We start from the raw sequence: 25483 nt of genomic DNA on the forward strand, positions 1-25483 counted from the left end.
ATGAAGTTCACGTTGTCGGTCAAGTCCTTCCAGGTGCCGGCCACGCCCTGCACATCAGCCTGGCCGCCCAGCTTGCCCTCGGTACCCACCTCGCGCGCCACACGCGTCACTTCAGAGGCAAAAGACCGCAACTGGTCCACCATGGTGTTGATGGTGTTCTTGAGTTCCAGGATCTCGCCCTTCACGTCCACCGTGATCTTTTTCGACAGGTCGCCGGCCGCCACGGCGGTCGTCACCTCGGCGATGTTGCGCACCTGCGCCGTGAGGTTGGAACCCATGGAGTTGACCGAGTCGGTCAAGTCCTTCCAGGTACCGGCCACACCCTGCACATCGGCCTGGCCGCCCAGCTTGCCTTCGGTGCCCACCTCGCGTGCAACCCGTGTCACTTCAGAGGCAAAGGATCGCAGCTGGTCCACCATGGTGTTGATGGTGTTCTTGAGTTCCAGGATCTCGCCCTTCACATCCACCGTGATCTTTTTGGACAGGTCGCCGGCCGCCACGGCGGTCGTCACCTCGGCGATGTTGCGCACCTGGCCGGTCAGGTTGGAACCCATGGAGTTGACCGAGTCGGTCAAGTCCTTCCAGGTGCCGGCCACGCCCTGTACGTCGGCCTGCCCGCCCAGCTTGCCCTCGGTACCCACCTCGCGCGCCACCCGCGTCACTTCAGAGGCGAAAGACCGCAACTGGTCCACCATGGTATTGATGGTGGCCTTGAGTTCCAGGATTTCGCCCTTGACGTCCACCGTGATCTTTTTGGACAGGTCACCGGCCGCCACGGCCTTGGTCACCTCGGCGATGTTGCGCACCTGGCCCGTGAGGTTGGAACCCATGGAGTTGACCGAGTCGGTCAAGTCCTTCCAGGTACCCGCCACCCCCTGCACATCGGCCTGGCCACCCAGCTTGCCTTCGGTACCCACTTCGCGCGCCACGCGCGTCACTTCGGAGGCGAATGAAGAGAGCTGGTCCACCATGGTGTTGATGGTGTTTTTCAGCTCCAGGATCTCGCCCTTGACGTCCACCGTGATTTTTTTGGACAGGTCGCCGGCCGCCACGGCGGTCGTCACCTCGGCGATGTTGCGCACCTGGCCCGTGAGGTTGGAACCCATGGAGTTCACAGAATCCGTCAAGTCCTTCCAGGTGCCGGCCACGCCTTGCACATCGGCCTGGCCGCCCAGCTTGCCTTCGGTGCCCACCTCGCGCGCCACACGCGTCACTTCAGAGGCGAACGAAGAAAGCTGGTCCACCATGGTGTTGATGGTGTTCTTGAGTTCCAGGATCTCGCCCTTCACATCCACCGTGATCTTTTTGGACAGGTCGCCGGCCGCCACAGCCTTGGTCACGTCGGCGATATTGCGCACCTGGCTGGTCAGGTTACCGGCCATGAAGTTCACGTTGTCGGTCAAGTCCTTCCAGGTGCCGGCCACACCCTGCACGTCGGCCTGGCCACCAAGCTTGCCCTCGGTGCCCACCTCGCGCGCCACCCGCGTCACTTCGGACGCGAAGGACCGCAACTGATCCACCATGGTGTTGATGGTGTTCTTGAGTTCCAGGATCTCGCCCTTCACGTCCACCGTGATCTTTTTGGACAGGTCACCGGCCGCCACGGCGGTCGTCACCTCGGCGATATTGCGCACCTGCGCCGTGAGATTGGAGCCCATGGAGTTGACCGAGTCGGTCAAGTCCTTCCAGGTACCGGCCACACCTTGCACATCGGCCTGCCCGCCCAGCTTGCCCTCGGTACCCACCTCGCGTGCGACGCGCGTCACCTCGGCCGAGAAAGTGCCGAGCTGCTCCACCATCTTGTTGATGATCATGGCGGTGCGCAGGAACTCGCCTTCGAGTGCCCTGCCCTCGGCCTCCAGTGCCATGCTCTTGGACAGGTCGCCTTGGGCCACGGCACCTATCACGCGCGCCACCTCACTGGTCGGATGGACCAGGTCGGCGATCAGCGAGTTGATGGACTCGGCGGAGTCGCGCCAGAAACCCGAGGCGTCAGGCACAAAAGCCCGTTCCTTGAGGCGTCCCTGCTTGCCGACCACGCGGCTCAGGCGTTCGAGTTCGCGGGCCATGCGCACGTTTTCGGAGACCACATCGTTAAAGGCATCGGCGACCTTGCCGGGCACGCCGGTCCAGTCTTGCGGCAGCGAAGCGCGCGCATCGCCTTTTTTGAGGTCGGTCAAGGCAGTCAGCACCACCTTGGTCTGCTCCGTCACTGTCTCGGCTTCATCAAGCACAGTGTTGATGGCCATCGCATTCTGCAACCAGAAGCCCGAGAGTTTGTCCTCGGGCAGGCGCCGGCTGGCACGTGTTGCCAGACGGGATTTGGACGCCAGGCCTTTGCAGCGGCTGGTGGTCGCGGTGGTCATGGCCGACAGCTGGTTGAATTCGGCGGCGATCTTTCCATAGATGCCGTCCCACTCGGTTGGAAGTGTGACGCCGGCCTCTCCACGCCTGAGCGCGCTCAGGGATTTGAGAATGGACTTCAATTCGGTGTCGCGCTCCACCACCGAAAGCTTGGTCAAAGCTTCCATGTTGTTCATCCTGTATTGAGGGTAACTTTTTGTAGAAACGGGTGCCGAGATTACTCGCGAAGATACAGAATGACAATCAAATCGCACACTATTTTCGTAAGGGGGAAAACAATGTGCGGCGAGCTTGTCACAGTGGGCAAACTGTAGGTTTTGGCTTACACAAACTTCGATTTGACCGCTGTACATTTTGTAGTTACGCCTTGAAAAATATCGCGGCCGGATGGGTGTCGCTGCACGGCGTGGGCCCTGCAGATTCGCCTGCAGTTTTCGTGAAACCACCATCGGCGGCAGCACCATGAGCGTTCAACCCAGCAGTACGGCAACACAGACAAGCGGATTGCAAAGGTGCGAGGCCGAAGCGGCGCACTACGCGCTGCTTCGCCGGCTGGCTCCGGTGATACGCCATAACATGGCGGGGACGCTGCAGCCGATTGCGATGGTGGCGGCGATGCTGGAGCGGCGCCTGCAAAAAGCCGACACGGACCCGGAGGCCTTGTTGAGAAACGCGCGCGATATCGTGGCGCTGACCAAGGAAGCTGCGGCGTCCTGCGTGGATCTGATGAGCTGGCTGGCGCCCAAGGAAAAGCGACTGATCACAGCCGATGCGGGCATCGCGGAATGCCTGGGCATGGTGACAACACAGCTTTCGTTCAAGGGCTTTTCGGTGGTCGACAACACCGGTGGCCCCGTTGTGCAGTTGCCCCAGTCCGCGCTTCGCAATGTGCTGACCTCCGCCCTCATCGCGCTGACCGACGCGGCCGACGCGCCCGGCAAGGTGCTCATAGGAGCGGAGTTCGCGCAGGACGTTCTTTCCCTTCACATCGATCTCAAGCCGCACGATACTGCCGAGCCCGTGCGCGCGGCGGACAAGCCGCCCTACCGTCTGCTGGACTGGCGCGATGTGCAGGCACTGGCCCAGCAGGAATCCGTGCAGCTGCTTCACGGGAAGAACCGGTTCACGCTGCAGTTCGAAGCCGCTGCCGCGGCGGATTCGCATGCGCGCGCGGAGACGGTGCAAGCCTGACCGGCCGCGGCCTTCACGCTGGCGGCGACCCCATGTAGGACGAGGGAGCGTATGCGCAACAGGCCCCGTTCGCGCTGGCACACTGAAGCCATGAATCCTCTTCGACGTCTGGGGCGTCATGCCCTGCTGTGTGGCTGGTTGCTTTGCGCCGTCCATTTCCCGGCCGCTGCACAAGCGCCGCAAGTCGCCGCCGCGAGCGCGGAATCCGGTGCGCCGGCCCTGCTCGAAAAGCACGCGGAACTGGCCGGGCAGCTTGCGCAGAATGCCTACCGCAGGCCGTTGTTTCTGGAATCGGCCGAAAGCCCCAACGAGGTGACCGGCAGCGCTTACGCGGTGCTCAATTCGCCGTTCGCCACGGTCAGCGGCGCTTTCAAAAGCCCCAGCCGCTGGTGCGAGATGCTGATACTGCACATCAACACCAAGTACTGCCATGCGAGCGCGAACGAAAGCCCGAGCGTGTTGAACATGCATATCGGCAAAAAGACCGAGCAGCAACTGGAAGATGCTTTTGCGCTGCAATTCAGCTACCGGCTGGCCACCAGCTCACCCGATTACCTGGCGGCGAACCTGAGGTCGGACAAAGGCCCCCTGGGCACAAACAACTACCGCATCGAGCTGCAGGCGGTGCCGCTTCCCGGCGGCAAGACCTTTATGCACCTGCGCTACTCCTACGGCTACGGCGTCGCCGGCCGCCTGGCCATGCAAGGCTACCTGGCCACGGCCGGCAGCGGCAAGGTCGGCTTCACGCGGGTACAACGCGGCGGCACCACCGCCTTTGTGGACGGCATGCGCGGCACGGTAGAGCGCAACACCATGCGCTACTACCTGGCGATAGAGGCCTACCTGGCCTCGCTGGACAAGCCGCCGGCCCAGCAGCTGGAGGCGCGGCTGCAACACTGGTTCGACGCAACCGAGCAGTACGCCCGGCAGCTGCATGAGGTGGACAAGGAAAGCTACCTCAGCATGAAGCGCGCCGAATACCAGCGCCAGCAGGCTTCCTGAGCCGCAAGCGAAAGGCCAAAGGCTAGAAGTCGGAAGTCCTGGCCGGCCTGGCCTGGGGCGGCACGTTGGTGCCCGGCTCGCGGATCGGCAGCGTGGGCTCGGGCGGCGGTGGGTCGGTGATCTCGGGCGGCATGCCCGGTTCGGGCGGCACGATCAGCGGCGGGACTTCCTCGGGGATGTGGATGCCCGGTGTGCCGGGCGGCGGCTGGGGAACATGAAGATGCAGGGGCATGGAATTTCCTTGATTCAGGGACGCGTCCGGCCTCATCGCAAGCGGGACCGGCGCGGCAACTGCAGGCGGCCGCGCAGTTGCGAACGCAAGGCCAGCATGGCCAGTGCGCCCGCCGCGGCGGCCAGCAGGGCTGATTGGCAGGGCCGGGCCGCGACATGCGCGCGAATGGCCTGTGTGAACGGCAAACCACGGCGGCCTGTGGCGGCGGAACCGGATGGCGGCAACGGCAACGCGGCGGCACTGCCCTGCCCTTCGACCAGCACGGCCTCTTCGGCCGTCTGGAACACATCGTCGTCCAGCCGCCTGGGCCCGCTGTAGGGCGGCAGCTCGAGGGGCATATCGGCGAGTGAAGCCGCAGGTGTGCTCATGGTCCGGGCTGGCTTTACTGCGGGTTCGGGTTCAGGCGGACTGCAACCTTGCATCCAGCGAATTTCTGGAGTCGTCGTTGGCGGCGTTTTCCAGCTTGCGGCTCTGCGTGAGGCAGTAGGCCAGCAGGCAATCGATTTCGGTGGATTTGTCGAACACCGCATCCACGCCCAGCTCGGCGCAGCGCATGCGCATTTCGCGCGTGGCGTAGTTGCTGAAGACCACGATCTTCTGCGAGGGGCTGCGCTCGCGGCAGGCTTGCAGGATCCTGAGGCCGCTGCCCTGCTTGAGGAACAGGTCGACGATGGCCAGGTCCCACTGGCTTTCATGCTGCGTCAGCCATTGGGTGCCCTCGTCCTCGGTTTCGCAGCTGCCGACCGACTGCACGGGCGCCAGCTCTTCCAGCGTGCTGATCAGGTTGTCGCGGATGGTCGGGTTGTCTTCCACAAGGTAGGTTCGCATTTTCATGGTGGGGTGCCGATCCGCAACAAAGGCAAACAAGGGTGGTGGGGTGGGCTCGTGCCGGTTTTCATGCCCTTGAATTTACGCGCGGCGTTTGCGGCTTTGTGCCGGAGGGGCGAGCATGGCCTTGTAGGAGAAAAGGCCACGCGGCGCCGTGGGCTTCTTCAAAAACCATGGGACCGGGGAAGGAAGCGCGCCACGCCCCTCCTTGGCGCCCCCTTGGCGGCACCGGTAAGCCATGTCTTACGCGAGGAGCAGAAAGCCCTTACATGGCACGCCGATGTCGGGCTACCACCCGGCTGGCCGCGAACCCGTAATGTCCATGCACCACCCAGTGACGATCACCCAAGCACAGGAAACCACCACCATGAAGCTGATGGCCGGACTTTTGACAGGCATGGCCGCGGGGCTGCTGACCGCCTGGCGGGTCCATGCCGACCCTCGCGATATCGACCTGCTCCACGCTTTCCTGACGGTGCTGGTCTGCGCGGCAGGCCTGTTCCTGGTGTCCATGGCCCTGCCGGACAGCATTGCGCAAGTCCTGCAGGAATTCATGGCCTGGTGCCTGGCGGGCACAGTCGCCGCGCTGGGCCTGCTGGCCACAGTCAAAGTACTGGAAGGCCTGCTCGACAACTGACCGCCACACGGCGCCCGCGCTTGGCCGATGTTTGCGCACCTTCCCTCCCGCATCCGCCTGTAGGCCACCAGCCCCAGGCGGAGTCCCTTTTTTGACACAAGGATGTTCATGCCGCCCTCCAAGCGCAACACTGCCAGCCCCCATCGGACCACGGATGGCGCCAAAGACAAGAAGACCCAGCTGGAAAGCTTCACCGCGGGCAGCGCCCCGGTGCTGACGACCAACCAGGGCCTGCAGATCCCGGACAACCACAACTCGCTGAGAGCGGGCGTGCGCGGCCCGACCCTGCTGGAGGACTTCATACTCCGCGAAAAAATCACCCACTTCGACCACGAGCGCATTCCGGAGCGCGCGGTGCATGCCCGGGGCGCGGGCGCGCACGGCTATTTCAAGCCCTACAAGTCCATGGTGCAGTACACCAGCGCCGGTTTTTTGCAGGACCCGGATGTGGAAACACCGGTCTTCGTGCGCTTTTCCACCGTGGCCGGCTCACGGGGCTCGGCCGACACGGTGCGCGACGTGCGCGGCTTCGCGGTGAAGTTCTACACCGCCGAGGGCAATTACGACCTGGTGGGCAACAACATCCCGGTGTTCTTCATCCAGGACGCGATCAAGTTCCCGGACCTGGTCCATGCGGTCAAGCCGGAACCGCACAACGAAATGCCGCAAGCGGCCAGCGCCCACGACACCTTTTGGGACTTCGCCTCGCTGATGCCCGAATCCACCCACATGCTGATGTGGGCCATGTCGGACCGCGCCCTGCCGCGCAGCTTTCGCATGATGGAGGGCTTCGGGGTGCACGCCTTTCGCTTCATCAATGCCCGGGGCGGCGCCTTTTTTGTGAAATTCCACTGGAAACCCAAGCTGGGCGTGCACGGCCTGGCCTGGGACGAGGCGCAAAAGATCGCCGGCAAGGACCCCGACTTCCACAGGCGCGACCTGTGGGAAGCGATCGAAAGCGGCAACTTCCCGGAGTGGGAACTGGGCGTGCAGATCGTCGACGAAGGCAAGGAGGCTGAGCTGGGCTTTGACATCCTCGACCCGACCAAGCTGATCCCCGAGGCGCAGGTGCCGGTGCAGCCCATAGGCAAGATGGTGCTGAACCGCAACCCGGACAATTTTTTCGCCGAAACCGAGCAGGTGGCTTTCCACCCGGGCCACTTGGTGCCGGGCATTGATTTTTCCAACGACCCGCTGCTGCAGGGCCGGCTGTTCTCGTACACCGACACCCAGCTGTCGCGCCTGGGCGGCGCCAACTTCCATGAAATCCCGATCAACCGGGCGGTCTGCCCCATGCACAACTTCCAGCGCGACGGCATGCACCGCCAGGCCATCGCCAAGGGCCGGGTCGCCTACGAGCCCAATACGCTGGGCAACGGCACCGAGTTCAGGGTGGACGGCGGCGCGCAGGGCTTCCAGTCATACCCGGAGCAACTGGAGCCGCCGAAAATCCGTCGCCGCAGCCCATCGTTTGACGACCATTTTTCCCAGGCCGCGCTGTTCTGGAACAGCCAGAGCCTGCCGGAGAAAGACCATATCGTGGCGGCCTTTCGCTTTGAGCTTTCCAAGGTGGAGGTGCCCGAGATCCGCCAGCGCATGGTGGACAACCTGGCCCATGTGGACCTGAAGCTGGCCACGCGCGTGGCCGCGCCCCTGGGCATCAAGCCGCCCGACCCCAAGGCCGCGGCCGGCCGGCTGGGTTTTCGCGAGCACCGCATCACCAGCAAGGTGGAGGAAGACCCGGCCCTGCGCATGGTGGGCCGCCCCGGCGGCAGCGCCAAAACGCGCAAGGTGGCCATCCTGGTGGCCGACGGAGTGGAAGCCGCGCCGCTCAAGCGCCTGCAGCAGGACCTGCTGGACGCCGGCGCCCAGTGCAAGCTGGTGGCGCCGCACCTGGGCACCGTGAGCACCTCATCGGGCCGGCAACTGGCGGTGGACCACACGTTCACCAACATGCCCTCGGTGATGTTCGACGCGGTGCTGATACCCGGCGGCAGCGAGAGCGCCGCCACGCTGGGCGCCATGGGCGAGGCAGTGCACTTTGTGCTGGAAGCCTACAAGCACTGCAAGACGATTTGCGCGGTGAACGACGGCGCGCAGCTGCTGTCGACTCTGGGTTTCAGCCTGGGCAAAGACCCGGAAGCCGTCAGCGAGCCCACGCCGGGCGTCATCATTGCCGATGCGCGCAAGGTGACGGACGGCCAGGTGTCGCAGGATTTGCTGGCGGCGATCGCGCAGCACCGCCACTGGGACCGGCTCAACGTGGACGCGATCCCGGCGTGAGCCTCGGGGCGGAGAGGACCTTCAGGGCACCAGCGTGAGCTGGTGCGCGAAGGCCGGCGGGTTCATCTGCAGGGGCCGGTATTGCACGGCGGCCCAGCTGTCACGCATGTCGCGGTAGCGGCTGGAAAACACCAGGCCGCTCTGCCCGGTCTGGTAGATAAAGAGGGATTTTTCAGGGTCGCCCATGTCGTACACCGCGCGCAGGGACGCGGCCTGCCGGTTGGCAAAAGGCGTGGCATCGCCCGTGGCCCAGTACTGGCCCACGTTGACCGTGAACGGGTCGCCGCCCGTAGGCACACGCACGTCAAACCAGGGCGCCAGCCAGGCAACATTGCCGAAGGGCTTGTGGGCCGACAAGGCCGGATGCGCCCTGCCCCAGGTCCAGCCGGCGACGTCGGCGCCGTAAGCTGCCTGCAGGCGATCCAGCGCCCGGGCCAGCGCCGCTGCGGACTGCGCCTGGCAACCGGCCGCGCCGCACCAGTTGAGGTCCTGGCGCTCCAGGATGTCCTCCAGCGCGCTTCTGAAATGGCGCTTGCCGTAAAGCGGCCTGAAAGTCGCCTCGCCCAGTTTGCCACCCAGGATGCCGCGCGTGAGCTCGTCAGCCCAGGCGGCAAACACCAGCGGCGCTGCCTGGTCGGCACGCATGCTGCCGTCAAAGCCGGCCAGGGCTTTGCGCGCGGCTTCGGCCAGCGGGTGCTTCACCGGCTGCGCCAGCGTTTTCTGCAGGAAAGGCAGCAGCTTGACCGTCGCGGGCGACAGCAGGTCGGCCTGGATTTTTTGCATGGAAGCCACATCGTGCTTTGGCGCGGCCGCCAGCAACTGCTCGATCCGGTCGTAGCGGTAAGGCACGGTCCAGTCCTGGCCCATGAAGAAGGGATAAGCCGGCGGCGTGATGCGCTGGTTGGCCGTTGCCCACCAGCCTTTGGCTTCAATGGCGGCACGGCCGGCCTCGGGCGTTTGCGCGTACGGCAGCCAGCCGGCCCAGTCGTAACGGGCATCCCAACCCGGCGATGGCGCGATGCCGCGAATGTCGTTGTCAGGTTTGCGCAGCGGCACCTTGCCGGCGGCCTTGAAGGCCAGGCCGCCCGCGACGTCCGCCGCCACGACGTTTTGCATGGGCGAGTGGTGCGCCGCGAAGGCGTCCACCAGTTCCTGCACGGACTGTGCGCGATTGATGCGCAGGCCCGCGAGCACCGTCTGGTTGTCGGCGTCGAGCGCACTCCAGCGCAGCGCGATGACGTATTTGCGGGTATCCAGCAGTTCGGCGTGCGATTTCTGCACGTCGCTGAGCACCGGGCCGTGGCGGGTTTCGCGCACATCCAGCAGCACGTCGGGCTGGCCCTTGACCTTGATGGTTTCGCGGCGGGTCTGGAAGTCGGCCCAGGCGGTGCCTGCGGCGGCCGGGATGCGGTATTGCCCGGGGTTGGCGGGATTGATCTGCTCCAGGTACAGGTCCTGCACGTCGGGCGCGGTGTTGGTGAATCCCCAGGCCATTTTTTGGGTGCGGCCCAGGACCACAAAAGGCAAGCCGGGCAAGGTCGCGCCTATGACGTCCAGCCCGCGGTCTGCATCGCCGCCCCCGCCGGCAGGCGCCTGCAGGCGCGCGAAGTACCAGATGGCCGGCGCCGACAGGCCCAGGTGGGGATCGTTGGCCAGCAGGGGTTTGCCGCTCGTGCTGCGCGCGCCCGCCACCACCCAGTTGTTGGAACCCTTGCCATCGACTTCGCCCAGCGCGTCGGCCCAGCGGTTGATGCCTTGCGCCATGGCGACCGCGCCGGCGTCCGGGCCGCGGGAGACCTTTTGGGTAGCGGGAACCTCAGCCCGATACACGCCGAGCTCGGCGTAGAGCTTGCTGAAGTCCACCTTGGACGCGGGCTCCTCGCCGGGATAAGGCGGGAACAGCTGCCAGAGTTCGGGGGTCTTGAGCACGCGGGCCGCCGACAGGCGCGCGAATTCAGTGCCCCAGTTGCCGCCCAGGTCCAGTGCCATCATCAGCGACCAGGCCAGGCTGTCGGTGGGCGACCAGGCCGTGCCGGAATTGCCGCCGGGCTTGACGCCCAGGATGTGGAACTCGGGGGACAAGGCCTGCGGCGAACCGGCATAAAAGGCGTTGATGCCCTCGCTGTAGGCCTGCATGGCCTCGCGTCCCTCGGCGGGCAGGCCCTGCCATTGGCGCTCGGCGGCGCGCACCACGCCCAGGGTGCGCAGCAGCTTGTCGGTGTCCAGCGTGGCCGGCCCGAACACCTCGGAGAGTTCACCGTGCATCGCGCGCCGGTTGAATTCCAGCTGCCAGCCGCGTTCCTGGGCATGCACATAGCCGAGGGCAAACCAGGCGTCGCGCGGCGATTGGGCCTTGATGTGGGTGATGTCGGACGGATCGCGCGCCAGGGTCACGCGATCCCGCAGGCCGGCGGCCCGCAGCTCACCGTCCAGCGCGGGACTGGCCCGGTACACATAAATGCCCAAGGCCGCCGCGGCAAGCAGCAGCAAGGCGGCCAAGGCGGCAAAAATCCGTTTGAACCAGACCAAGATCATGTTCCCTGTAAGTTCGCCGGATGGAGGTCACCCGGCGGCAGCACCACGGTGCGTGGCGGGCCTTTTTTGCCATCCCGCACCCGGCAGGATGGCCCCGGCCTACTTTTTCTGCAAGTGCATTTTGCCGTCGGCAAACTTGAAACTGACGGTGGGAACGGTGAAATCCTCAAAGGGAGCGCCCAGCGCGATCTCGCCTTCGAGCAGCAGCACGCACTCCTGCCGGCGCAACGCCACCACCGCGGCGTTGTCGGAAAAGCGCACCCAGGTGCCGTAGCTGCTGACGTCTTCGAGGAAAAACTTGCCGGCGCGGTATTCAATCCGGGCATGCCGGCGGGACACGCGCGGATCCTGCACCACAAAATGCGCATCCTGGTCGCGGCCCAGGAAGATGGGCAACTCGGTCGAGGCGAAGGCGGTGTTGATGTCCAGCCAGCAAAGCTCGATCAGCGCCAGGGCGGCGGCCGGCGGCGTCGCCGGCGGCACCGTCAGGCTGGCCGGCACCGTGAAGGACTCCGACATGACCTCGGACTGCCATTCGATTCTGTGCACCAGGCAGGCCTCGCTGCGGCCGCGGATTTCCAGCGCGCCGAGGCTTCGGGAGCGCACGAGTGTGTCAGATGGTAAGTGCCGGATGACTACATCGGTGGCCAGGATTTGGTCGGGGCCCGACAGGTCGCTCAGGCGCGAGGCGAGGTTGACGGCGTCGCCGAAACAGTCGCCGTCCTGCTCGACGATTTCACCGCGCGCCACGCCCACCTGCAGGCGCATCTTGAGTTGCTCGGGCCAGTTGCGGATGCGATCACGGTGAACCCGCTGCAGTTCGGTCACTGCGTCGACGGCGTCCGCATTGTCGGGAAACACCGCCAGCACGCCGTCGCCGAGGTATTTGACGACGTGGCCGCGGTAGGCATGGCAGACCTTGCCTATCCACTGGGTCAGTCGCGTGATGGCCTGTGTGGCCTTGGCATTGCCCAGCGATTCAAAAACCCCGGTGCTTCCTGTGAGATCGGCAAAAACGACGGTAACTTCTGCCATAAATCGATGTAACTGCTTGTAGTTTTAACGCCATTAAAACATAAGTAGCACATAGAACTTATGACACAGGCGCGCCGACGAGATGCCCCGGCCACTTGCCTGGCCGGGGGCGGGAGCGCAAAGACTCAGCTCGCGCTGGGCTTGAGCTGCATGGCCTTGAATTCCAGGAATTCCTCAAAGCCATAAATGCCGTTTTCACGGCCGTTTCCTGACTGCTTGTAACCGCCGAAGGGTGCCTGGCCGTTGAAAGGCCCGCCGTTGATGTCGACCTGGCCGGTGCGCAGGCGGCGCGCGACTTTCATGGCGTGCTCGTCGGTGCCGCTCCAGACCGCACCGCCCAGGCCGTAAATGGTGCTGTTGGCGATCGCCACGGCGTCCTCTTCATCCTTGTAGGGAATGACCACCAGCACCGGGCCGAAGATTTCCTCCTGGGCCAGGGTGTCCGTCGCCTTGATACCCAAAATGGTGGGCTGGACAAAATAGCCCTTGTCGAAGGCGGGCGCCTCGGCGCCGCCGGCGATCACGTCCGCGCCCTCTTTGATGCCGGTGCGGATGAATCCGAGCACACGGTCGCGCTGGCCGGCGCTGACCAGGGGGCCGAGCTTGCTGCCCTCCTCCAGGCTGGGGCCTATGCTGAATTTGGCGACGGCGGCCTGGGCCAGGGCCTTGACTTCTTCGTAACGCCCGGCCGGCACCAGCAGGCGGGTGTGGGCCGAGCAGGTCTGCCCGCTGTTGAGCATGCAGGCCGAGACCGTGCCCTTGACGGCGGCCTCGAAATTGGCGTCATCGAGCACCACGCTGGCCGACTTGCCGCCCAGCTCCAGCGCCACACGCTTGATGGTCTGGCTGGCCAGTTCACCCACGCGCTTGCCGGCGCGGGTGGAGCCGGTAAAGCTCACCATGTCGACTTCGGGGTGCGTGGCCAGCACCTCGCCCACCACCGGGCCCATGCCGTTGACCAGGTTAAAGACGCCGGGCGGCAGGCCCGCCTCGTGGATGATCTCGGCCAGGATCATGGCATTGACGGGTGCGATTTCGCTGGGCTTGAGCACCACGGTACAACCCGCCACCATAGCCGGCGCGATCTTCAGCGTGATCTGGCTCAGCGGGAAATTCCAGGGCGTGATGCAACCCACCACGCCTATGGGCTCGCGCACCACCAGCGAGTTGCCGACGGTCTTTTCCCATTCAAACTGGCGCGCCACCTTGGCAAAATTGCCCCAGTGCCACGCCGGGCCGCCCACCTGGACGGCGCGGGCCATTTTCAGGGGCATGCCGACTTCGCGGGCAATCGCCAGGGCCAGGTCCTCGGTGCGGGCCTTGACGCCGGCCGCCACCTTGTCCAAGTAGGCGGCCCGCGTCTCGACCGGCAGGGCCGCCCAGCCCTCAAAGGCCGCGCGGGCCGCCAGCACGGCGGCTTCGGCCTCCGCCGCAGTGCCGGCGGGCACCGTAGCCATCAACGCCTCGGTGCTGGAATCATGAACGGGCAGGGTTTCGGGAGACTGGGCCTTGACCCACTGGCCGTTGATGTAATGCGCGGGATATACGGTCATTTGTGTGCTCATGGCGGTCCGGAAAGGGCCGGGAGAAGGCCCCAAAAATGGTGAATAATGCCCAAAAAAAGAGGGGGTGACTTTTGACTCACAGGGAAAATCCCTCTGTAGGCCTAAAGATTTAAACAGTGTTCAAAACCAGAATCAACTTGACATCTGGTTACTAACTCCTTGATTCATTTGTTGTTTTGCGTTAACCATTTCACACAAAACACCTTGCATATCCTTAGATGTCGTCTTAATCTAACAGAAGACGCCGTTCGAGGTGATGCAGCTAAATATATTCCAGGGATGTTTCGGTAGAAAGTTGTGTGGCAAATGCGCTGGTTAAAACCTAATCTGAAAAGCAGCTTCATGGCCCTGCTGGGCTCTGGAGAAGTCACGCCGTCGGTGCTGGAAGACCGCACCGAGGACATCCGCCAGTTCATTCTCGATGAACTCGGTGAATTCGGCGAAAAACACTATCCCAAGATTACCCGTCGCGTGCGCTATGCCCAGGACGTGCAGAGCCTGTGGTACACCCGCGGCGACGTGATGGCGGTGCTGGCGGCCATGCACGGTGAGACCATCGCCCGTGAGAAAGTCAGCCGCATCAGCGACAAATTCAAGGGCATGCTGCCTCGCGGACTGAGTTCGCGGTCCAGCCCGCTCACCACCTGAACCCCTTTTCTTTTTTTCCTTCGTTAGTTCTTTTTCAGTTTCTCCAGTTTCTTCCTGGCCTCCAAGGCAACTTTTTAAACCAGCTTCTAGCTGGTTTATTTTTGTCCGCCCGCAGCCGGCGCCCCGCGCGCCGGTGCCCGCTCAGTGCAAGTGGCCCCAGAGCACAAAGGCGTCGCGCCCCTCCACCGCCAGGGTGGTTTTCAGGCCCACCGGCAGCACCACCTTGGTCGGCACGTGGCCGAAAGGCAGTCCCGTCAACACGCGCGCCTTGACCTTGCTTTGCAGCCAGGCGATCACCGTCGCCAGCTTGAAGCCCTTGTCGTGCGGCACCAGCGCGTAATTTGTGAACTGTCCGAAGATGATGGCTTTTTGCTGCCCCAGCACGCCGGCGTGCAGCAGCTGGGTGAGCATGCGTTCCACGCGATAGGGATGCTCGGCAACGTCCTCGATGAACAGGATGCCGCCCTTGACGGCCGGCAGGTAAGGCGTGCCCACCAGTGAAGACAGCATGGCCAGGTTGCCGCCCCAGAGCACCGCGTCCTTGACCATGAAATCGGCGGCCGGCTTGGCATCGGCCGTAGGTTTGGGCAATTGCCAGCCCGTACCCTCGCCCTGCCCCGTGATCAGGTCGTCGAAACAGGCCTCGGTGATCTCGTCCGGTGCCTGGGCGCCGAAATCCTCGCCCAGAGCGGGGCCAGCCCAGGTCACCGCGCCGGTCTTGGCCATCACCGCCATCTGGAAGGCCGTGAAGTCGCTCAGGCCCACAAAACGGGTGCCGCCCGCGATGGCCTTGGCGACGGCTTTGTAGGGGATGCCCGGCAGGATGCGCGAAAGGCCGTAGCCGCCGCGTGAGATCAGGGCAACGTCGGCACCGCTTGCGGCCGCGCGGTGTATGGCCGCCAGCCGGGTCTCGTCGTCGCCGGCAAAACGCTGGTGGCGCGCGAGCGCGTCGGTGTCGACCTCGACTTCATGGCCCAGGGCGGTGAGGCGCTGCACGCCGCGCTTGAAAGCGGCTTTGTCGCGCACGGCGCTGGAGGGGGAATAGATGTAGATATGTTTTTTCACGGCTGCAAGTATCCCACTGCCGCCGCAACTTTCCGCGCCTGCAAGCCAGCAGGTATAAACAGGGCCACCATGATGCTGTATGTGCTGGACCTGCTGGGCGTTGCCGTCTTTGCCGTGAGCGGCGCGCTGGCGGCCGGGCGATTGCAGCTCGACCTGCTGGGCGTGCTGGTGCTGGCGGCACTGACCGCCATAGGCGGCGGCACCCTGCGAGACCTGCTGATGAATCGCCACCCGGTGTTCTGGATGGCCAGGCCCGCCTACCTGCTGGTGATTGCCGCGGCGGCCCTGGGCACCATGCTGTATGTGCAACTGCTGCCGATCCCGTCGCAGGCCCTGCTGGTGGCTGACGCACTAGGGCTGGCGCTGTTCGCGCTCTCGGGTGCGCAACTGGCCGAAGCGGCGCGGCTGTCGCCCATCATCGTGGTGGTGATGGGCACCATGACGGGCGTGGCGGGCGGCCTGATGCGCGACATCTGCAGCAACCAGGTGCCGCTGCTGCTGCGCCAGGACATTTACGCCAGCGCCGCGATCGCCGGCATCACGCTTTACCTGCTGCTCAAGACGCTGGGGCTCAAGCCTTCATGGGCTTTCGGGGCGGGCCTGGTCGCCGTGGCAGCGCTGCGGATCTGCGCCATCTTCATGGGCTTGCACTTGCCGGTCTTCAAGCTACCGGGCTGAAAAACGCCAGAGCCTGGCGCGCGACCGGCTCGCCGTGCTCCTGCACAAAATGCCCGGCCTGTGCCAGTACCACGGGCTCGCCGCAACCACGGATCAGAGCCCGCAGGTCATTCATGACGGGCGGGCCCAGCACCGGGTCCTGCGCGCCTACCACCATCAGGCTGCGGCCCGTCCAGTCGTTTTGCCAGAAGTCGCGTGCCTGCCGTGAAATGGCGGCGCCGTCGGCATCGGGGCTGTCGGGCACCATGGGTGGGAATGCGCGCAAGGCCGCGCGGTGACCTTTGTCGGGAAAGGGCGCGCTGTAGGCCGTGCACTCGGCGGGGCTCATTTGCGGATTGCCGCGGGCGAACAGGCGCGCCACGTCGAACTCCGGGTTTTTCGCGCACATCTCGCGCCAGGCCAGAAAGCCCGCGGGCAGCGGCGCATCGCCGGTGCCCAGTGTGGTGTTCATGACCAGCAAGCCTTTGTAGCGCTGCGGCGCCACCATGGGCAGCGTCAGGCCCAGCAGGCCGCCCCAGTCCTGCACCACCAGCACCACGTTTTGCAGGTCCAGGCTTTCTACCAGTTCCAGCAGGATCTGGCGATGGGTGCTGAAGCTGTGGAAGCCGTCTTTCTTGGGTTTGTCGCTTTTGCCGAAGCCGACCAGGTCGGGCGCAACCACACGATGCCCGGCCTCCAGCAGCACCGGGATCATCTTGCGGTACAGATAGCTCCAGGCCGGGTTGCCGTGCAGGCACAGCCAGGTCAGGCCGCCCTCACCTTGCCTGCTTTCTCCGCCTTCATCCAGGTAATGCATGCGCAACCCACCCAGCGCGGGCAGGTCGCTGACATAACGGGGCTGCCACGGGTAATCGGGCAACCCTTCAAACGCAGCGTCGGGCGTGCGCAGCGCATCGTCGCGCAGCGGATGCGCCAGGCGCGCCTCTTCGCGCTTGTCGGCCCGCCGCTGGCGGAAGAAGGCTTGCAACAGCCCACCGCACTCCCCGGCCAGCACGCCACCCTGCAAGCGGGTCTGGTGGTTGAGTTGAGGCTGGTCAAAGAGGTTGACGACCGAGCCGGCCGCGCCGGTTTTTGGATCCGCCGCGCCGAACACCACACGCTGCAGCCGTGCATGCAGCATGGCTCCGCTGCACATGGCGCAAGGTTCCAGCGTGACAAAGAGTTCGCAGTCGTCGAGCCGGTAGTTGCCCAGCGCCTGCGCCGCGGCGCGCAGGGCCACGATCTCGGCATGGGCCGTCGGGTCATGGCCGTCCACCGGCGCATTACGGCCGGTCGCAATGACCTCGCCGCGCCGCACCACCACCGCGCCCACGGGCACTTCGCCCGCTGCCGCAGCCATGCGCGCCTGGGCCAGCGCCTGTTGCATGAAAGTTTCGTCGCTCATGACCGCTTCAACCCGGCCTGTGCAGGCGGGGACTGATTCTTCCCGGCTTACTTCTCATCCGGCATGGGACGGGCCTGTTGCAGAGCACCCTCGACGGCCTGTTTGACTTGCTGCTGGGCTTGCTGGCTGCGCACCTGCGGCGGCGCGTCGGCGGAAACGGCAGGCACGCCGGGCGTCGCCGGGACGGCCACCTGGGTTCCGAGCTGCTTTTTGACCAGCAAACCGATGATGGCCAAAGTGACCAGCAGACCCACGATGCTGAAAATACCGCGCATATCAAGCCTCCTTGGAGTTGTCGTTGCCGGCCGAAATGCCCAGGCGATCCATCCAGCCGGCCAGGGCGCGCTCGTTTTCATTGCCGGCGGCGTAAATGGTTTTCATCGCGGCATGGGCTTCGCGCCTGTGCTGGTTGATTTTGAGCTTGCACTGCAACTCGGTCACCTGCAACTCAAAACCCACGATGCCGGCCAGCATCTTGTGGGCAAATTCCTCGCCCTGGTCACGCCACTGCTGGGCAAAAGGCGGCTCATGGTCGCCTATGAGCTTTTTGAGCAGGCGGTCCTTGGCCAGCGGGTCTTCAATCAGTGTGGCCTGCACGGTGCAGTGCACGGCCAGGTAGTTCCAGGTCGGCACCCGCGCCAGGTCGGGGTAGACCTTGGGCGACATATAGGCGTGCGGCCCGAGGAATGTCACGACGGCCTGGGGCCGTGCCTGCAGGTAGCGCCAGTGCGGGTTGGGCTTGGCCACATGGCCCAGCAAGACCATTTGCTCGCCCCGCATTTCAAGATGCAGCGGCAAATGGGTCACATAGGGCAGGCCTGCGTCGTCGACGCTGATAAGGCTGGCAAAGGGGTGCTCATGGATCAGCGCCGCGGCCTGGGCGCTGTCACCTTTGAATTGGGGTGGCAGATACATGGGCTGAAGCATAGGCGAAAACCGCGCAGATTTCCCGCGCCAGCCCCCACGGCCAGCCAAAGGCTCAGGGCCGCAAGGGCCAGCGCGCCAATGGAATATGCAGGGTCTGGCCGATGAGGCTGCGCACCAGGACAAACTCGCCGGCCGTCCAGCGGATGGGTGCGATGGCCTGTTCGGCCACGGCGCGGTCGTCGTAAAGCAAGGTGACGTGGGGGGTGTAAGCCGGCTTCGCCCAGCGCCCCAGCCCAGCTTTAGCCATCTCAAGGCCCAATGCCCGCTGGAACAGCATCAGTTCGGCCAGGCCGGCATCGCCGCGCAGCACAAAGGGCCGGTTGCGCGGGGAACTCGAAAAACTCACGGCCCGGTCGAAGGTGACCGAAAACGGCGCCGCCCTGACCGCGGCCGCGGCCCGGCTCGCCATGTCGACGATACCCTGGTCCAGGCCGGGATAGTCGCCCAGGTGATGCAGCGTGATGTGAAAGCGCTCGGTTTTGAGTGGCGCGCCGTGCAGGCCGTGCTGCGCGCGCAACTGGCGGGCGCACTCTGCAATGCGCGCCGCGGCCTCGGCGTCGGGAAAAAGCGCGAAAAACAGCCTGTCCGTCGGCTTGGCGTCTTCCTCAAAGCCGAATAGGGAGGATTGCCCGGGCATGGCTCAGGACCTCACTCCCATTCGATGGTCGCCGGCGGCTTGCTGCTCACGTCGTAGGTCACGCGGTTGATGCCGCGCACCTCGTTAATGATGCGGCCTGAGACCTTTTTGAGCAGCGCATAAGGCAGCTCGGCCCAGTCGGCTGTCATGAAGTCACTGGTCTGCACGGCGCGCAGGGCCACGACGTAGTCGTAGGTGCGGCCGTCGCCCATCACGCCCACGCTTTTGACCGGCAGGAACACGGTGAAGGCCTGGCTGGTGAGTTCGTACCAGGTCTTGCCGCTGGTCGCATCCTTGAAGTTGCGCAATTCCTCGATGAAGATCGCGTCGGCGCGGCGCAGCAGGTCGGCGTATTCCTTTTTGACTTCGCCCAGGATGCGCACACCCAGCCCGGGGCCGGGGAAGGGATGGCGATAGACCATGTCGTGCGGCAGGCCCAGAGCCACGCCGAGCTCGCGGACTTCGTCCTTGAACAATTCGCGCAGCGGCTCCAGCAGCTTGAGACCCAACTGCTCGGGCAGGCCGCCCACGTTGTGGTGGCTTTTGATGGTGACGGCTTTTTTGCTCTTGGCGCCGCCGGACTCGATGACGTCGGGGTAAATCGTGCCCTGGGCCAGCCACTTGGCGCCCTTGTGGCCGCCGTCGCCGGCCTTGAGCCTGGCGGCCTCGGCCTTGAACACTTCGACGAACTCGCGGCCTATGATCTTGCGTTTGGCCTCGGGCTCGCTCACGCCGGCCAGGTGGCCAAGGAACTGCGCGCTCGCATCGACGCGAATCACCTTGGCGTGCAGCTTGCCGACAAACATGTCCATCACCATGTCGCCTTCGTTCAGGCGCAGCAGGCCGTGGTCGACGAACACGCAGGTCAGTTGGTCGCCGATGGCGCGGTGGATCAGGGCCGCGGCCACCGAGGAATCGACGCCGCCCGACAGGCCCAGGATGACTTCCTCGTCACCGACCTGCTGGCGGATCTTCTCGACGGCTTCGCTGATGTAGTCGCCCATGACCCAGTCCTGGCGCGTGCCGCAGATGTCGAGCACGAAGCGCTTGAGAATGGCATTGCCCTGCTTGGTGTGCGTGACCTCGGGGTGGAACTGCACCGCGTAGAAGCGGCGCTCTTCGTCGGCCATGCCGGCGATGGGGCAGGAATCGGTGGACGCCATGAGCTTGAAGCCCGGCGGCATTTCGGTGACCTTGTCGCCGTGGCTCATCCAGACGTCCAGCATGCCCTGGCCTTCGGGCGTGGTGTAGTCGGCGATGTCCTTGAGCAGCGCGGTGTGGCCGCGGGCGCGCACATCGGCAGAGCCGAACTCGCGTTTGTGGCCGCCCTCGACCTTGCCGCCCAGCTGGTGCGCCATGGCCTGCATGCCGTAGCAGATGCCCAGTACCGGCAGGCCCAGCTCAAAGACGGCTTGCGGCGCCTTGTCGGTGGTTTCTTCGTAGATGCTGGCGTGGCTGCCGGAGAGGATCACGCCCTTGAGCGTGCCGTCCTTGGCATACTCGCGGACCCAGTCGTCGCTGACGTCGCAGGGATGGACTTCGCAGAACACATGGGCGTCGCGCACGCGGCGCGCGATCAACTGGGTGACCTGGGAGCCGAAATCGAGGATGAGGATTTTCTGGTGTTGCATGAGGGGCTTCTTCAAGGCAAAAAAAGAAAGGGCGTCTTTCAAGACGCCCTGGCCGGCTGGGTCAAACTCAATCGGCGCGGTAGTTTGGCGCTTCTTTCGTGATCTGCACGTCGTGGACATGGCTTTCGCGAATGCCTGCCGAGGTGATTTCGACGAACTCGGCCTTGTCGCGCATGTCCTCGATGGTAGGGCAACCGCAGTAGCCCATGCTGGCCCGCAGGCCGCCGGCCATCTGGAACACGATGGCAACCATGGACCCCTTGTAGGGCACCCGGCCTTCGATGCCTTCGGGCACCAGCTTGTCGGCATTCGGGTTGCCGGTGCTCGACTCCTGGAAGTAGCGGTCGGCGCTGCCCTGCTGCATGGCGCCTATGCTGCCCATGCCGCGGTAGCTCTTATAGCTGCGGCCCTGGAACAGGATGACCTCGCCCGGGGCTTCCTCGGTACCGGCGAACATGCCGCCCATCATCACCGTGTTGGCACCGGCCGCGATGGCCTTGGCGATGTCGCCGCTGTAGCGGATGCCGCCGTCGCCGATCAGCGGTACGCCGGTGCCACGCAGCGCGGTGGCGACGTTGTCGATGGCCATGATCTGCGGCACGCCGACGCCGGCGACGATGCGGGTGGTGCAGATGCTGCCGGGGCCTATGCCGACCTTGACGCCGTCGGCGCCGGCTTCGACCAGGGCGAGCGCCGCCGCGCCGGTGGCGATGTTGCCGCCGATGACATCGACCTGGGGATAGTTTTGCTTGACCCAGCGTACCCGGTCAAGCACGCCCTTGCTGTGGCCGTGGGCGGTATCGACCACGATGGCGTCGACACCGGCCTTGACCAGGGCTTCAACGCGCTCTTCGGTGCCCTCGCCCACGCCGACGGCGGCGCCCACGCGCAGCTGGCCGTGAGAATCACGCGCGGCGTTCGGGAAGGTGGTCTGCTTGGTGATGTCCTTGACGGTGATCAGGCCCTTGAGCTCGAAGTTGTCGTTGACCAGCAGCACGCGCTCCAGGCGGTGCTTGTTCAGCAGTGCCTTGGCGTCGGACAGCGAGGCGGTTTCGGAGATGGTGATCAGGCGCTCGCGCGGCGTCATGATGGTGCTGACAGGCACGTCCATGCGCGATTCGAAGCGCATATCGCGTCCCGTCACGATGCCGACGACCCGGCCGCCGTCGATGACGGGGAAGCCGGAAATGCCGAGCTGCTCGCTGAGCGCCATGACCTGGCGCACGGTGTGGGTGGGGGTGATAACGACCGGGTCGCGCAGAACGCCGCTTTCGTAGCGCTTGACCTTGGCGACTTCAGCGGCCTGCTGCTGGGCCGTGAGGTTCTTGTGGACGATGCCTATGCCGCCTTCCTGGGCGATGGCGATGGCCAACCGGGCTTCGGTGACCGTGTCCATGGCCGCAGACACGAGCGGCAGGTTCAGGCGGATGTTTCGGGAGAATTGGGTGGAAAGTGAAGTGTCCTTGGGCAGGACCTGGGAGAACGCTGGCACCAACAATACGTCGTCGAAGGTGAGCGCTTTGCCGAGTAGGCGCATAGGGATGGCTCCAAAAACACGATTGTACCCTTGTCGCAAAAACCCGTCGGTACTAACCCCTAGCCCCCGGGCGCCACGGTCTGGCCGCCGTGGCGCCCGGGTTGTAAAAAGCCCGCTTTGCGGGTTCTTTGCCGGCTCTTTGCCTCCGGAATAGGCCGAAACCGCGCCACACGGCGCTACACTGGCGAAATGGACTTCAAACTCGTCTCAAGAACACTCATCCTGGCCGTCGCTGGCAGCGCATTTTCAGTCACCGCCCTGGCGCAGTGGCAATGGATAGACAAGGACGGCCGCAAGGTCTACAGCGACCGCTCCCCACCCGCCGACATCCCCGAGAAAAACATCCTGAAAATGCCGCGCGGGGCGAAAGTAGCTGCCCAGCCCACTGCCAAAGAGGATGCAGTTGCGACTCCCGGGGCAGCCGCCTCCGCCCCGGTGGCCAAAAATGATCCCAACGCGCCCAAGCTGACCGGCAAGGATCCGCAGCTCGAAGCCAAGAAAAAACAGGCGGAAGAAGAAGAGGCTGCGAAAAAGCAGGCAAACGAAGAAAAAGTTGCCAAAGCAAAGGCGGAAAATTGCGATCGCAGCAAAAAAGCAGTGAACTCTTTTCAATCAGGCCAAAGAATTACCGTCACCAACAGCAAAGGCGAGCGTGAGTACATGGATGACAGCGCCAAAGCTGCAGAGGTCAAACGCCTTCAAGGCATTATCGAAACTGATTGCAAATAAGTTGTAGCGCTACTGCTCCGGTAGCGTTGGCATTCTTGGACTCGATACCCGGCTTTCTTTAATACCCTTTAATACCCGGCCTTGGCGCCGGCCCGGGTTTTGGCAAACAGCCCGGCCCGCTTGGCGCCCTGGCGGTTGAACCTTTCACGGCGTGCCACCTTGGGGTCCACGCGCAAGCCACGGTAAATTTCCACCCGGTCCTGGCTGTGGAGCACATGCCCCGGCGTGGTTTTGCGGCCCCAGATGCCCAGCACCAGGCGGGTGGCCCGCAGTTCGGGAAACTCGTTGAATACTCCGCTGACTTCCAAAGCCTGGGCCACCGTCGCACCGGCGGCCAGCTCCAGCGTCCATTCACGCACCTGCCGCGGCGCGGGGGAATAAACCAGGGTGATTGCCAGCGGCGCGCCGCCCTCAGGGCTCGCCATAGACGTCCGAGGCTCTTTTGACAAAAGCATCGACCAGGCTGCCCGCGATCTTGTCGAACACGGGACCGACCAAGGCGGCTAGCGCGGCATTGTCGAAGTCATAGCGCAGGCTGAACTCGACCTTGCAGGCCCTTTCACCGCCCTTGCCCACCGGCGTGAAATCCCAGTGGCCGTCCAGCTTTGAAAACGGGCCGTCGACAAGCTTGAGGCTAACCTTGCGGTCTTTTTCGTGAGTGTTGCGTGTGGTGAAGCTCTGCGAGAGGCCGGCGATGGAGAGGCCGATTTTTGCCGTCATCCCGTGCGCGTCCTCCTCCAGCACCGAGGCTTGGTCGCACCAGGGCAAAAACTCGGGATAGCGGGCGACGTCGGTGACCAGGGCGTACATCTCGGCGGCGCTGTACCAGATTAAAACGGACTTGTGAACGGTTTTCATACAATGGAAGGCTGGGCGCAATTGTATTAGCCACCTTAGAGGCTCTGTACTTTTCAAATTTCGCCCCTACCTTTTATCCATGGCCACCAAAGAAGCAACTTCCTCCAAAAAAACGGCCGCAACGCCTTCCGCCAAGCTGTCCCCCAAGGCCGCTGCCGCCGCCGTGCGCATTGCCGACAACAAAAAAGCCCTCTTCAATTACCACATCGAGGAGCGCTTTGAAGCCGGCATGGTGCTCGAGGGCTGGGAAGTGAAGTCCCTGCGCGAAGGCAAGGTGCAGCTCACCGACGGATACGTCGTGGTGCGCGGCGGCGAGCTGTTCATCATCGGCTGCCAGATCAACCCGCTGGGCACGGCCTCCACCCATGTGCGGCCCGATTCGGTGCGGACCAAAAAGCTGCTGATGCACAAGGAAGAAATCCGCAGGCTGGTCGGCAAGGTCGAGCAAAAAGGCTTCACCCTGGTGCCGCTGAACATGCACTGGAAGGCCGGCAAGGTGAAGTGCGAGATCGGCCTGGCCAAGGGAAAGGGCGAACACGACAAGCGCGACACCATCAAGGACCGCGAAGGCAAGCGCGAGGTCGAACGCGCGATGAAGTCCCGCAACCGCTGACGGCGGTATTTTTTTCTCCGGCGATGGAATAAACCGGCCCCGGCCGGTGTTTATCCCTGTGCAGCCGCATGCACATGCGTGCTGCGCAAGCGAAACGCCCACAACACCACACCGGAGATTTCCATGAAACTGCTGTCCACCGCCCTTTTGGCGGCTGCCCTGCTTGGCGGCTGCGCCTCCATGACCACCCCCGCCCCGGCCAGCGTTGCCGACGGCGTGCTGGTCGGCCCCAACGGCATGACGCTGTACGTCTTCGACCGCGACGCCGCCAACAGCGGGAAATCCGTCTGCAACGGCCCCTGCGCCACCAACTGGCCGCCCCTGATGGCCAGCGATGCCGACAAGCCGGGCGGTGACTACACGGTGATCACCCGCGACGACGGCAAGAAACAATGGGCCATGAAGGGCAAGCCGCTGTATTACTGGGCCAAGGACAGCAAACCCGGTGACAAGACCGGCGACAACGTGGGGACCGTCTGGCACATCGCCAAGCCCTGACGCCGCGATGCCTGCCGCCGGACCCTACCCTTTCAGGCCGGCTCCGCTAGGATGGCGGCAGGCTTTGCCTGACGCATGACCCACTTTCCGCTGACCGACCATATCCCCAGCCTGCGACGTTATGCGCGCGCGCTGACGGGCGACGCCTGGACGGCCGACGACCTGGTGCAGGACACGCTGGAGCGCGCCTGTTCCAAATGGCGGCTGTGGGTGGTAGGCAGCGACCTGCGCGCCTGGCTGTTCACGCTGATGCACAACATCTTCGTCAACCAGGTCCGCCGCTCCCTGCGGCAGGCGGCCGCGGGCGCCACGGTCAATGTCGATGAGGTCGAGAACGAGCTTGCAGCGCCGGAAGCCGGTACCGCCCAGTCGCTGGACCTGCAGCGCTGCCTGCTGCGTCTGCCCGAAGACCAGCGGGCCGTGCTGCTGCTGGTCAGCCTCGAAGACCTCAGCTATGAAGAGGTCGCCAGAATCACCGGCGTGCCGGTCGGGACCGTCATGTCCCGGCTGTCGCGTGCGCGCAGCCGTTTGCGTGAACTGATGGACGGCCCGGCCCCGGTGGCCGCCACCGCACCGGCCCAGCTCAGGCGCCTGAAGTAAAGGCAG

At 64.5% G+C, this 25483-nt stretch carries 26 protein-coding genes; 10 read left to right on the top strand and 16 right to left on the bottom strand.

Going from position 1 to position 25483, the window contains the following annotated elements:
• A partial coding sequence (locus ACEN8I_RS20640) for a HAMP domain-containing protein (RefSeq protein WP_413330497.1) occupies positions 1-2531 on the bottom strand: 2531 nt, incomplete at its 3' end.
• Between the two features lie 295 nt (positions 2532-2826).
• Here ACEN8I_RS20640 and ACEN8I_RS20645 point away from each other — a divergent pair.
• A complete protein-coding gene (locus ACEN8I_RS20645) occupies positions 2827-3555 on the top strand; it encodes a hypothetical protein (RefSeq protein WP_413330498.1) in 729 nt (242 codons plus the stop codon).
• A 90-nt stretch (positions 3556-3645) separates the two neighbouring features.
• Positions 3646-4557, top strand: coding sequence for a hypothetical protein (locus ACEN8I_RS20650; RefSeq protein WP_413330499.1), 912 nt, complete (start codon positions 3646-3648; stop codon positions 4555-4557).
• A 22-nt stretch (positions 4558-4579) separates the two neighbouring features.
• Here ACEN8I_RS20650 and ACEN8I_RS20655 read toward each other — a convergent pair whose 3' ends face one another.
• Genes ACEN8I_RS20655 through ACEN8I_RS20665 form a run of 3 tightly spaced genes read right to left on the bottom strand, consistent with a single transcriptional unit; the run spans position 4580 to position 5623 of the window.
• On the bottom strand, positions 4580-4789 hold the full coding sequence (locus ACEN8I_RS20655) for a hypothetical protein (protein ID WP_139200861.1): 210 nt from the start codon (positions 4787-4789) through the stop codon (positions 4580-4582).
• 32 nt (positions 4790-4821) lie between these two features.
• The gene (locus tag ACEN8I_RS20660) at positions 4822-5157 is read right to left on the bottom strand and encodes a hypothetical protein (protein ID WP_413330500.1); all 336 of its coding nucleotides are present in this window, start codon (positions 5155-5157) and stop codon (positions 4822-4824) included.
• A 31-nt stretch (positions 5158-5188) separates the two neighbouring features.
• Complete coding sequence (locus ACEN8I_RS20665; RefSeq protein ID WP_413330501.1) at positions 5189-5623, bottom strand: response regulator; 435 nt, start codon at positions 5621-5623, stop codon at positions 5189-5191.
• Positions 5624-5951: 328 nt separating this feature from the next.
• On the opposite strand from ACEN8I_RS20665, the gene ACEN8I_RS20670 reads away from it, so the two are divergent.
• Both ACEN8I_RS20670 and ACEN8I_RS20675 read left to right on the top strand, forming a co-directional pair.
• The gene (locus ACEN8I_RS20670; protein WP_413330502.1) at positions 5952-6254 is read left to right on the top strand and encodes a hypothetical protein; all 303 of its coding nucleotides are present in this window, start codon (positions 5952-5954) and stop codon (positions 6252-6254) included.
• A 108-nt stretch (positions 6255-6362) separates the two neighbouring features.
• Positions 6363-8537 (top strand): catalase, encoded by a 2175-nt coding sequence (locus ACEN8I_RS20675; RefSeq protein WP_413330503.1) that lies wholly within the window; start codon positions 6363-6365, stop codon positions 8535-8537.
• Between the two features lie 21 nt (positions 8538-8558).
• Here the strand turns inward: ACEN8I_RS20675 and ACEN8I_RS20680 are convergent, their stop codons facing one another.
• The 3 genes from ACEN8I_RS20680 to ACEN8I_RS20690 all read right to left on the bottom strand — a co-directional run bounded on the left by ACEN8I_RS20680 (position 8559) and on the right by ACEN8I_RS20690 (position 13660).
• Positions 8559-11072: a penicillin acylase family protein gene (locus ACEN8I_RS20680; protein ID WP_413330504.1), complete on the bottom strand. Its 2514-nt coding sequence runs from the start codon at positions 11070-11072 to the stop codon at positions 8559-8561.
• Positions 11073-11171: 99 nt separating this feature from the next.
• Positions 11172-12107: an FHA domain-containing protein gene (locus ACEN8I_RS20685; protein WP_413330505.1), complete on the bottom strand. Its 936-nt coding sequence runs from the start codon at positions 12105-12107 to the stop codon at positions 11172-11174.
• A gap of 125 nt (positions 12108-12232) precedes the next feature.
• Positions 12233-13660, bottom strand: coding sequence for an aldehyde dehydrogenase family protein (locus tag ACEN8I_RS20690; protein ID WP_413330506.1), 1428 nt, complete (start codon positions 13658-13660; stop codon positions 12233-12235).
• Between the two features lie 354 nt (positions 13661-14014).
• On the opposite strand from ACEN8I_RS20690, the gene ACEN8I_RS20695 reads away from it, so the two are divergent.
• On the top strand, positions 14015-14320 hold the full coding sequence (locus ACEN8I_RS20695) for a hypothetical protein (protein ID WP_007865471.1): 306 nt from the start codon (positions 14015-14017) through the stop codon (positions 14318-14320).
• Positions 14321-14461: 141 nt separating this feature from the next.
• Here the strand turns inward: ACEN8I_RS20695 and ACEN8I_RS20700 are convergent, their stop codons facing one another.
• Positions 14462-15385 carry an LD-carboxypeptidase gene (locus ACEN8I_RS20700; RefSeq protein ID WP_413330507.1) on the bottom strand — a complete coding sequence of 308 codons (924 nt, stop codon included), beginning with the start codon at positions 15383-15385 and terminating at the stop codon, positions 14462-14464.
• A 69-nt stretch (positions 15386-15454) separates the two neighbouring features.
• Here ACEN8I_RS20700 and ACEN8I_RS20705 point away from each other — a divergent pair, with 69 nt between their 5' ends.
• Positions 15455-16063: a trimeric intracellular cation channel family protein gene (locus ACEN8I_RS20705; protein ID WP_413330508.1), complete on the top strand. Its 609-nt coding sequence runs from the start codon at positions 15455-15457 to the stop codon at positions 16061-16063.
• Here the strand turns inward: ACEN8I_RS20705 and tadA are convergent.
• From tadA to guaB, 6 genes are all read right to left on the bottom strand, one after another.
• On the bottom strand, positions 16047-17447 hold the full coding sequence (gene tadA / locus ACEN8I_RS20710) for a tRNA adenosine(34) deaminase TadA (RefSeq protein ID WP_413330509.1): 1401 nt from the start codon (positions 17445-17447) through the stop codon (positions 16047-16049). The genes ACEN8I_RS20705 and tadA overlap by 17 nt on opposite strands.
• A 47-nt stretch (positions 17448-17494) precedes the next feature.
• Entirely contained in the window at positions 17495-17722 is a 228-nt protein-coding gene (locus tag ACEN8I_RS20715; protein ID WP_413330510.1) for a hypothetical protein, read from the bottom strand.
• A gap of 1 nt (position 17723) precedes the next feature.
• The gene (locus tag ACEN8I_RS20720) at positions 17724-18362 is read right to left on the bottom strand and encodes an FMN-binding negative transcriptional regulator (RefSeq protein ID WP_413330511.1); all 639 of its coding nucleotides are present in this window, start codon (positions 18360-18362) and stop codon (positions 17724-17726) included.
• 64 nt (positions 18363-18426) lie between these two features.
• Positions 18427-19011, bottom strand: coding sequence for a 2'-5' RNA ligase family protein (locus tag ACEN8I_RS20725; RefSeq protein WP_413330512.1), 585 nt, complete (start codon positions 19009-19011; stop codon positions 18427-18429).
• Positions 19012-19022: 11 nt separating this feature from the next.
• Positions 19023-20642 carry a glutamine-hydrolyzing GMP synthase gene (guaA, locus tag ACEN8I_RS20730; protein WP_413330513.1) on the bottom strand — a complete coding sequence of 540 codons (1620 nt, stop codon included), beginning with the start codon at positions 20640-20642 and terminating at the stop codon, positions 19023-19025.
• A gap of 67 nt (positions 20643-20709) precedes the next feature.
• Entirely contained in the window at positions 20710-22179 is a 1470-nt protein-coding gene (guaB, locus tag ACEN8I_RS20735; protein ID WP_413330514.1) for an IMP dehydrogenase, read from the bottom strand.
• A gap of 189 nt (positions 22180-22368) precedes the next feature.
• Between guaB and ACEN8I_RS20740 the strand changes: the two genes are divergently transcribed.
• Positions 22369-22908, top strand: a complete 540-nt coding sequence (locus tag ACEN8I_RS20740; RefSeq protein ID WP_413330515.1) for a DUF4124 domain-containing protein — start codon at positions 22369-22371, stop codon at positions 22906-22908.
• A 68-nt stretch (positions 22909-22976) separates the two neighbouring features.
• Here the strand turns inward: ACEN8I_RS20740 and ACEN8I_RS20745 are convergent, their stop codons facing one another.
• Positions 22977-23333 carry an RnfH family protein gene (locus tag ACEN8I_RS20745; protein WP_413330516.1) on the bottom strand — a complete coding sequence of 119 codons (357 nt, stop codon included), beginning with the start codon at positions 23331-23333 and terminating at the stop codon, positions 22977-22979.
• Positions 23320-23766 carry a type II toxin-antitoxin system RatA family toxin gene (locus tag ACEN8I_RS20750; protein WP_413330517.1) on the bottom strand — a complete coding sequence of 149 codons (447 nt, stop codon included), beginning with the start codon at positions 23764-23766 and terminating at the stop codon, positions 23320-23322. The genes ACEN8I_RS20745 and ACEN8I_RS20750 overlap by 14 nt, the downstream gene beginning before the upstream one ends.
• A 79-nt stretch (positions 23767-23845) precedes the next feature.
• On the opposite strand from ACEN8I_RS20750, the gene smpB reads away from it, so the two are divergent.
• From smpB to ACEN8I_RS20765, 3 genes are all read left to right on the top strand, one after another.
• The gene (smpB, locus tag ACEN8I_RS20755; protein WP_413330518.1) at positions 23846-24379 is read left to right on the top strand and encodes an SsrA-binding protein SmpB; all 534 of its coding nucleotides are present in this window, start codon (positions 23846-23848) and stop codon (positions 24377-24379) included.
• A 123-nt stretch (positions 24380-24502) separates the two neighbouring features.
• Positions 24503-24877 carry a hypothetical protein gene (locus ACEN8I_RS20760; protein WP_413330519.1) on the top strand — a complete coding sequence of 125 codons (375 nt, stop codon included), beginning with the start codon at positions 24503-24505 and terminating at the stop codon, positions 24875-24877.
• 75 nt (positions 24878-24952) lie between these two features.
• The gene (locus tag ACEN8I_RS20765; protein WP_413330520.1) at positions 24953-25477 is read left to right on the top strand and encodes a sigma-70 family RNA polymerase sigma factor; all 525 of its coding nucleotides are present in this window, start codon (positions 24953-24955) and stop codon (positions 25475-25477) included.
• Positions 25478-25483: the final 6 nt, after the last annotated feature.

The sequence above is a fragment of the Polaromonas sp. CT11-55 genome (assembly GCF_047303325.1).
In the GTDB taxonomy this organism is placed as follows: domain Bacteria; phylum Pseudomonadota; class Gammaproteobacteria; order Burkholderiales; family Burkholderiaceae_C; genus Polaromonas.

Bases quoted from the DNA above. Each gene is read 5' to 3' on its own strand.
- guaB (WP_413330514.1), bottom strand. From the start codon at position 22,179: ATGCGCCTACTCGGCAAAGCGCTCACCTTCGACGACGTATTGTTGGTG.
- ACEN8I_RS20660 (WP_413330500.1), bottom strand. From the start codon at position 5,157: ATGAGCACACCTGCGGCTTCACTCGCCGATATGCCCCTCGAGCTGCCG.
- ACEN8I_RS20765 (WP_413330520.1), top strand. From the start codon at position 24,953: ATGACCCACTTTCCGCTGACCGACCATATCCCCAGCCTGCGACGTTAT.
- ACEN8I_RS20695 (WP_007865471.1), top strand. From the start codon at position 14,015: ATGGCCCTGCTGGGCTCTGGAGAAGTCACGCCGTCGGTGCTGGAAGAC.
- ACEN8I_RS20675 (WP_413330503.1), top strand. From the start codon at position 6,363: ATGCCGCCCTCCAAGCGCAACACTGCCAGCCCCCATCGGACCACGGAT.
- ACEN8I_RS20680 (WP_413330504.1), bottom strand. From the start codon at position 11,072: ATGATCTTGGTCTGGTTCAAACGGATTTTTGCCGCCTTGGCCGCCTTG.
- ACEN8I_RS20760 (WP_413330519.1), top strand. From the start codon at position 24,503: ATGAAACTGCTGTCCACCGCCCTTTTGGCGGCTGCCCTGCTTGGCGGC.
- ACEN8I_RS20720 (WP_413330511.1), bottom strand. From the start codon at position 18,362: ATGTATCTGCCACCCCAATTCAAAGGTGACAGCGCCCAGGCCGCGGCG.
- ACEN8I_RS20705 (WP_413330508.1), top strand. From the start codon at position 15,455: ATGATGCTGTATGTGCTGGACCTGCTGGGCGTTGCCGTCTTTGCCGTG.
- ACEN8I_RS20665 (WP_413330501.1), bottom strand. From the start codon at position 5,623: ATGAAAATGCGAACCTACCTTGTGGAAGACAACCCGACCATCCGCGAC.
- ACEN8I_RS20740 (WP_413330515.1), top strand. From the start codon at position 22,369: ATGGACTTCAAACTCGTCTCAAGAACACTCATCCTGGCCGTCGCTGGC.
- guaA (WP_413330513.1), bottom strand. From the start codon at position 20,642: ATGCAACACCAGAAAATCCTCATCCTCGATTTCGGCTCCCAGGTCACC.
- ACEN8I_RS20750 (WP_413330517.1), bottom strand. From the start codon at position 23,766: ATGAAAACCGTTCACAAGTCCGTTTTAATCTGGTACAGCGCCGCCGAG.
- ACEN8I_RS20685 (WP_413330505.1), bottom strand. From the start codon at position 12,107: ATGGCAGAAGTTACCGTCGTTTTTGCCGATCTCACAGGAAGCACCGGG.
- ACEN8I_RS20725 (WP_413330512.1), bottom strand. From the start codon at position 19,011: ATGCCCGGGCAATCCTCCCTATTCGGCTTTGAGGAAGACGCCAAGCCG.
- ACEN8I_RS20655 (WP_139200861.1), bottom strand. From the start codon at position 4,789: ATGCCCCTGCATCTTCATGTTCCCCAGCCGCCGCCCGGCACACCGGGC.
- ACEN8I_RS20715 (WP_413330510.1), bottom strand. From the start codon at position 17,722: ATGCGCGGTATTTTCAGCATCGTGGGTCTGCTGGTCACTTTGGCCATC.
- ACEN8I_RS20645 (WP_413330498.1), top strand. From the start codon at position 2,827: ATGAGCGTTCAACCCAGCAGTACGGCAACACAGACAAGCGGATTGCAA.
- ACEN8I_RS20690 (WP_413330506.1), bottom strand. From the start codon at position 13,660: ATGACCGTATATCCCGCGCATTACATCAACGGCCAGTGGGTCAAGGCC.
- tadA (WP_413330509.1), bottom strand. From the start codon at position 17,447: ATGAGCGACGAAACTTTCATGCAACAGGCGCTGGCCCAGGCGCGCATG.
- ACEN8I_RS20745 (WP_413330516.1), bottom strand. From the start codon at position 23,333: ATGGCGAGCCCTGAGGGCGGCGCGCCGCTGGCAATCACCCTGGTTTAT.
- smpB (WP_413330518.1), top strand. From the start codon at position 23,846: ATGGCCACCAAAGAAGCAACTTCCTCCAAAAAAACGGCCGCAACGCCT.
- ACEN8I_RS20650 (WP_413330499.1), top strand. From the start codon at position 3,646: ATGAATCCTCTTCGACGTCTGGGGCGTCATGCCCTGCTGTGTGGCTGG.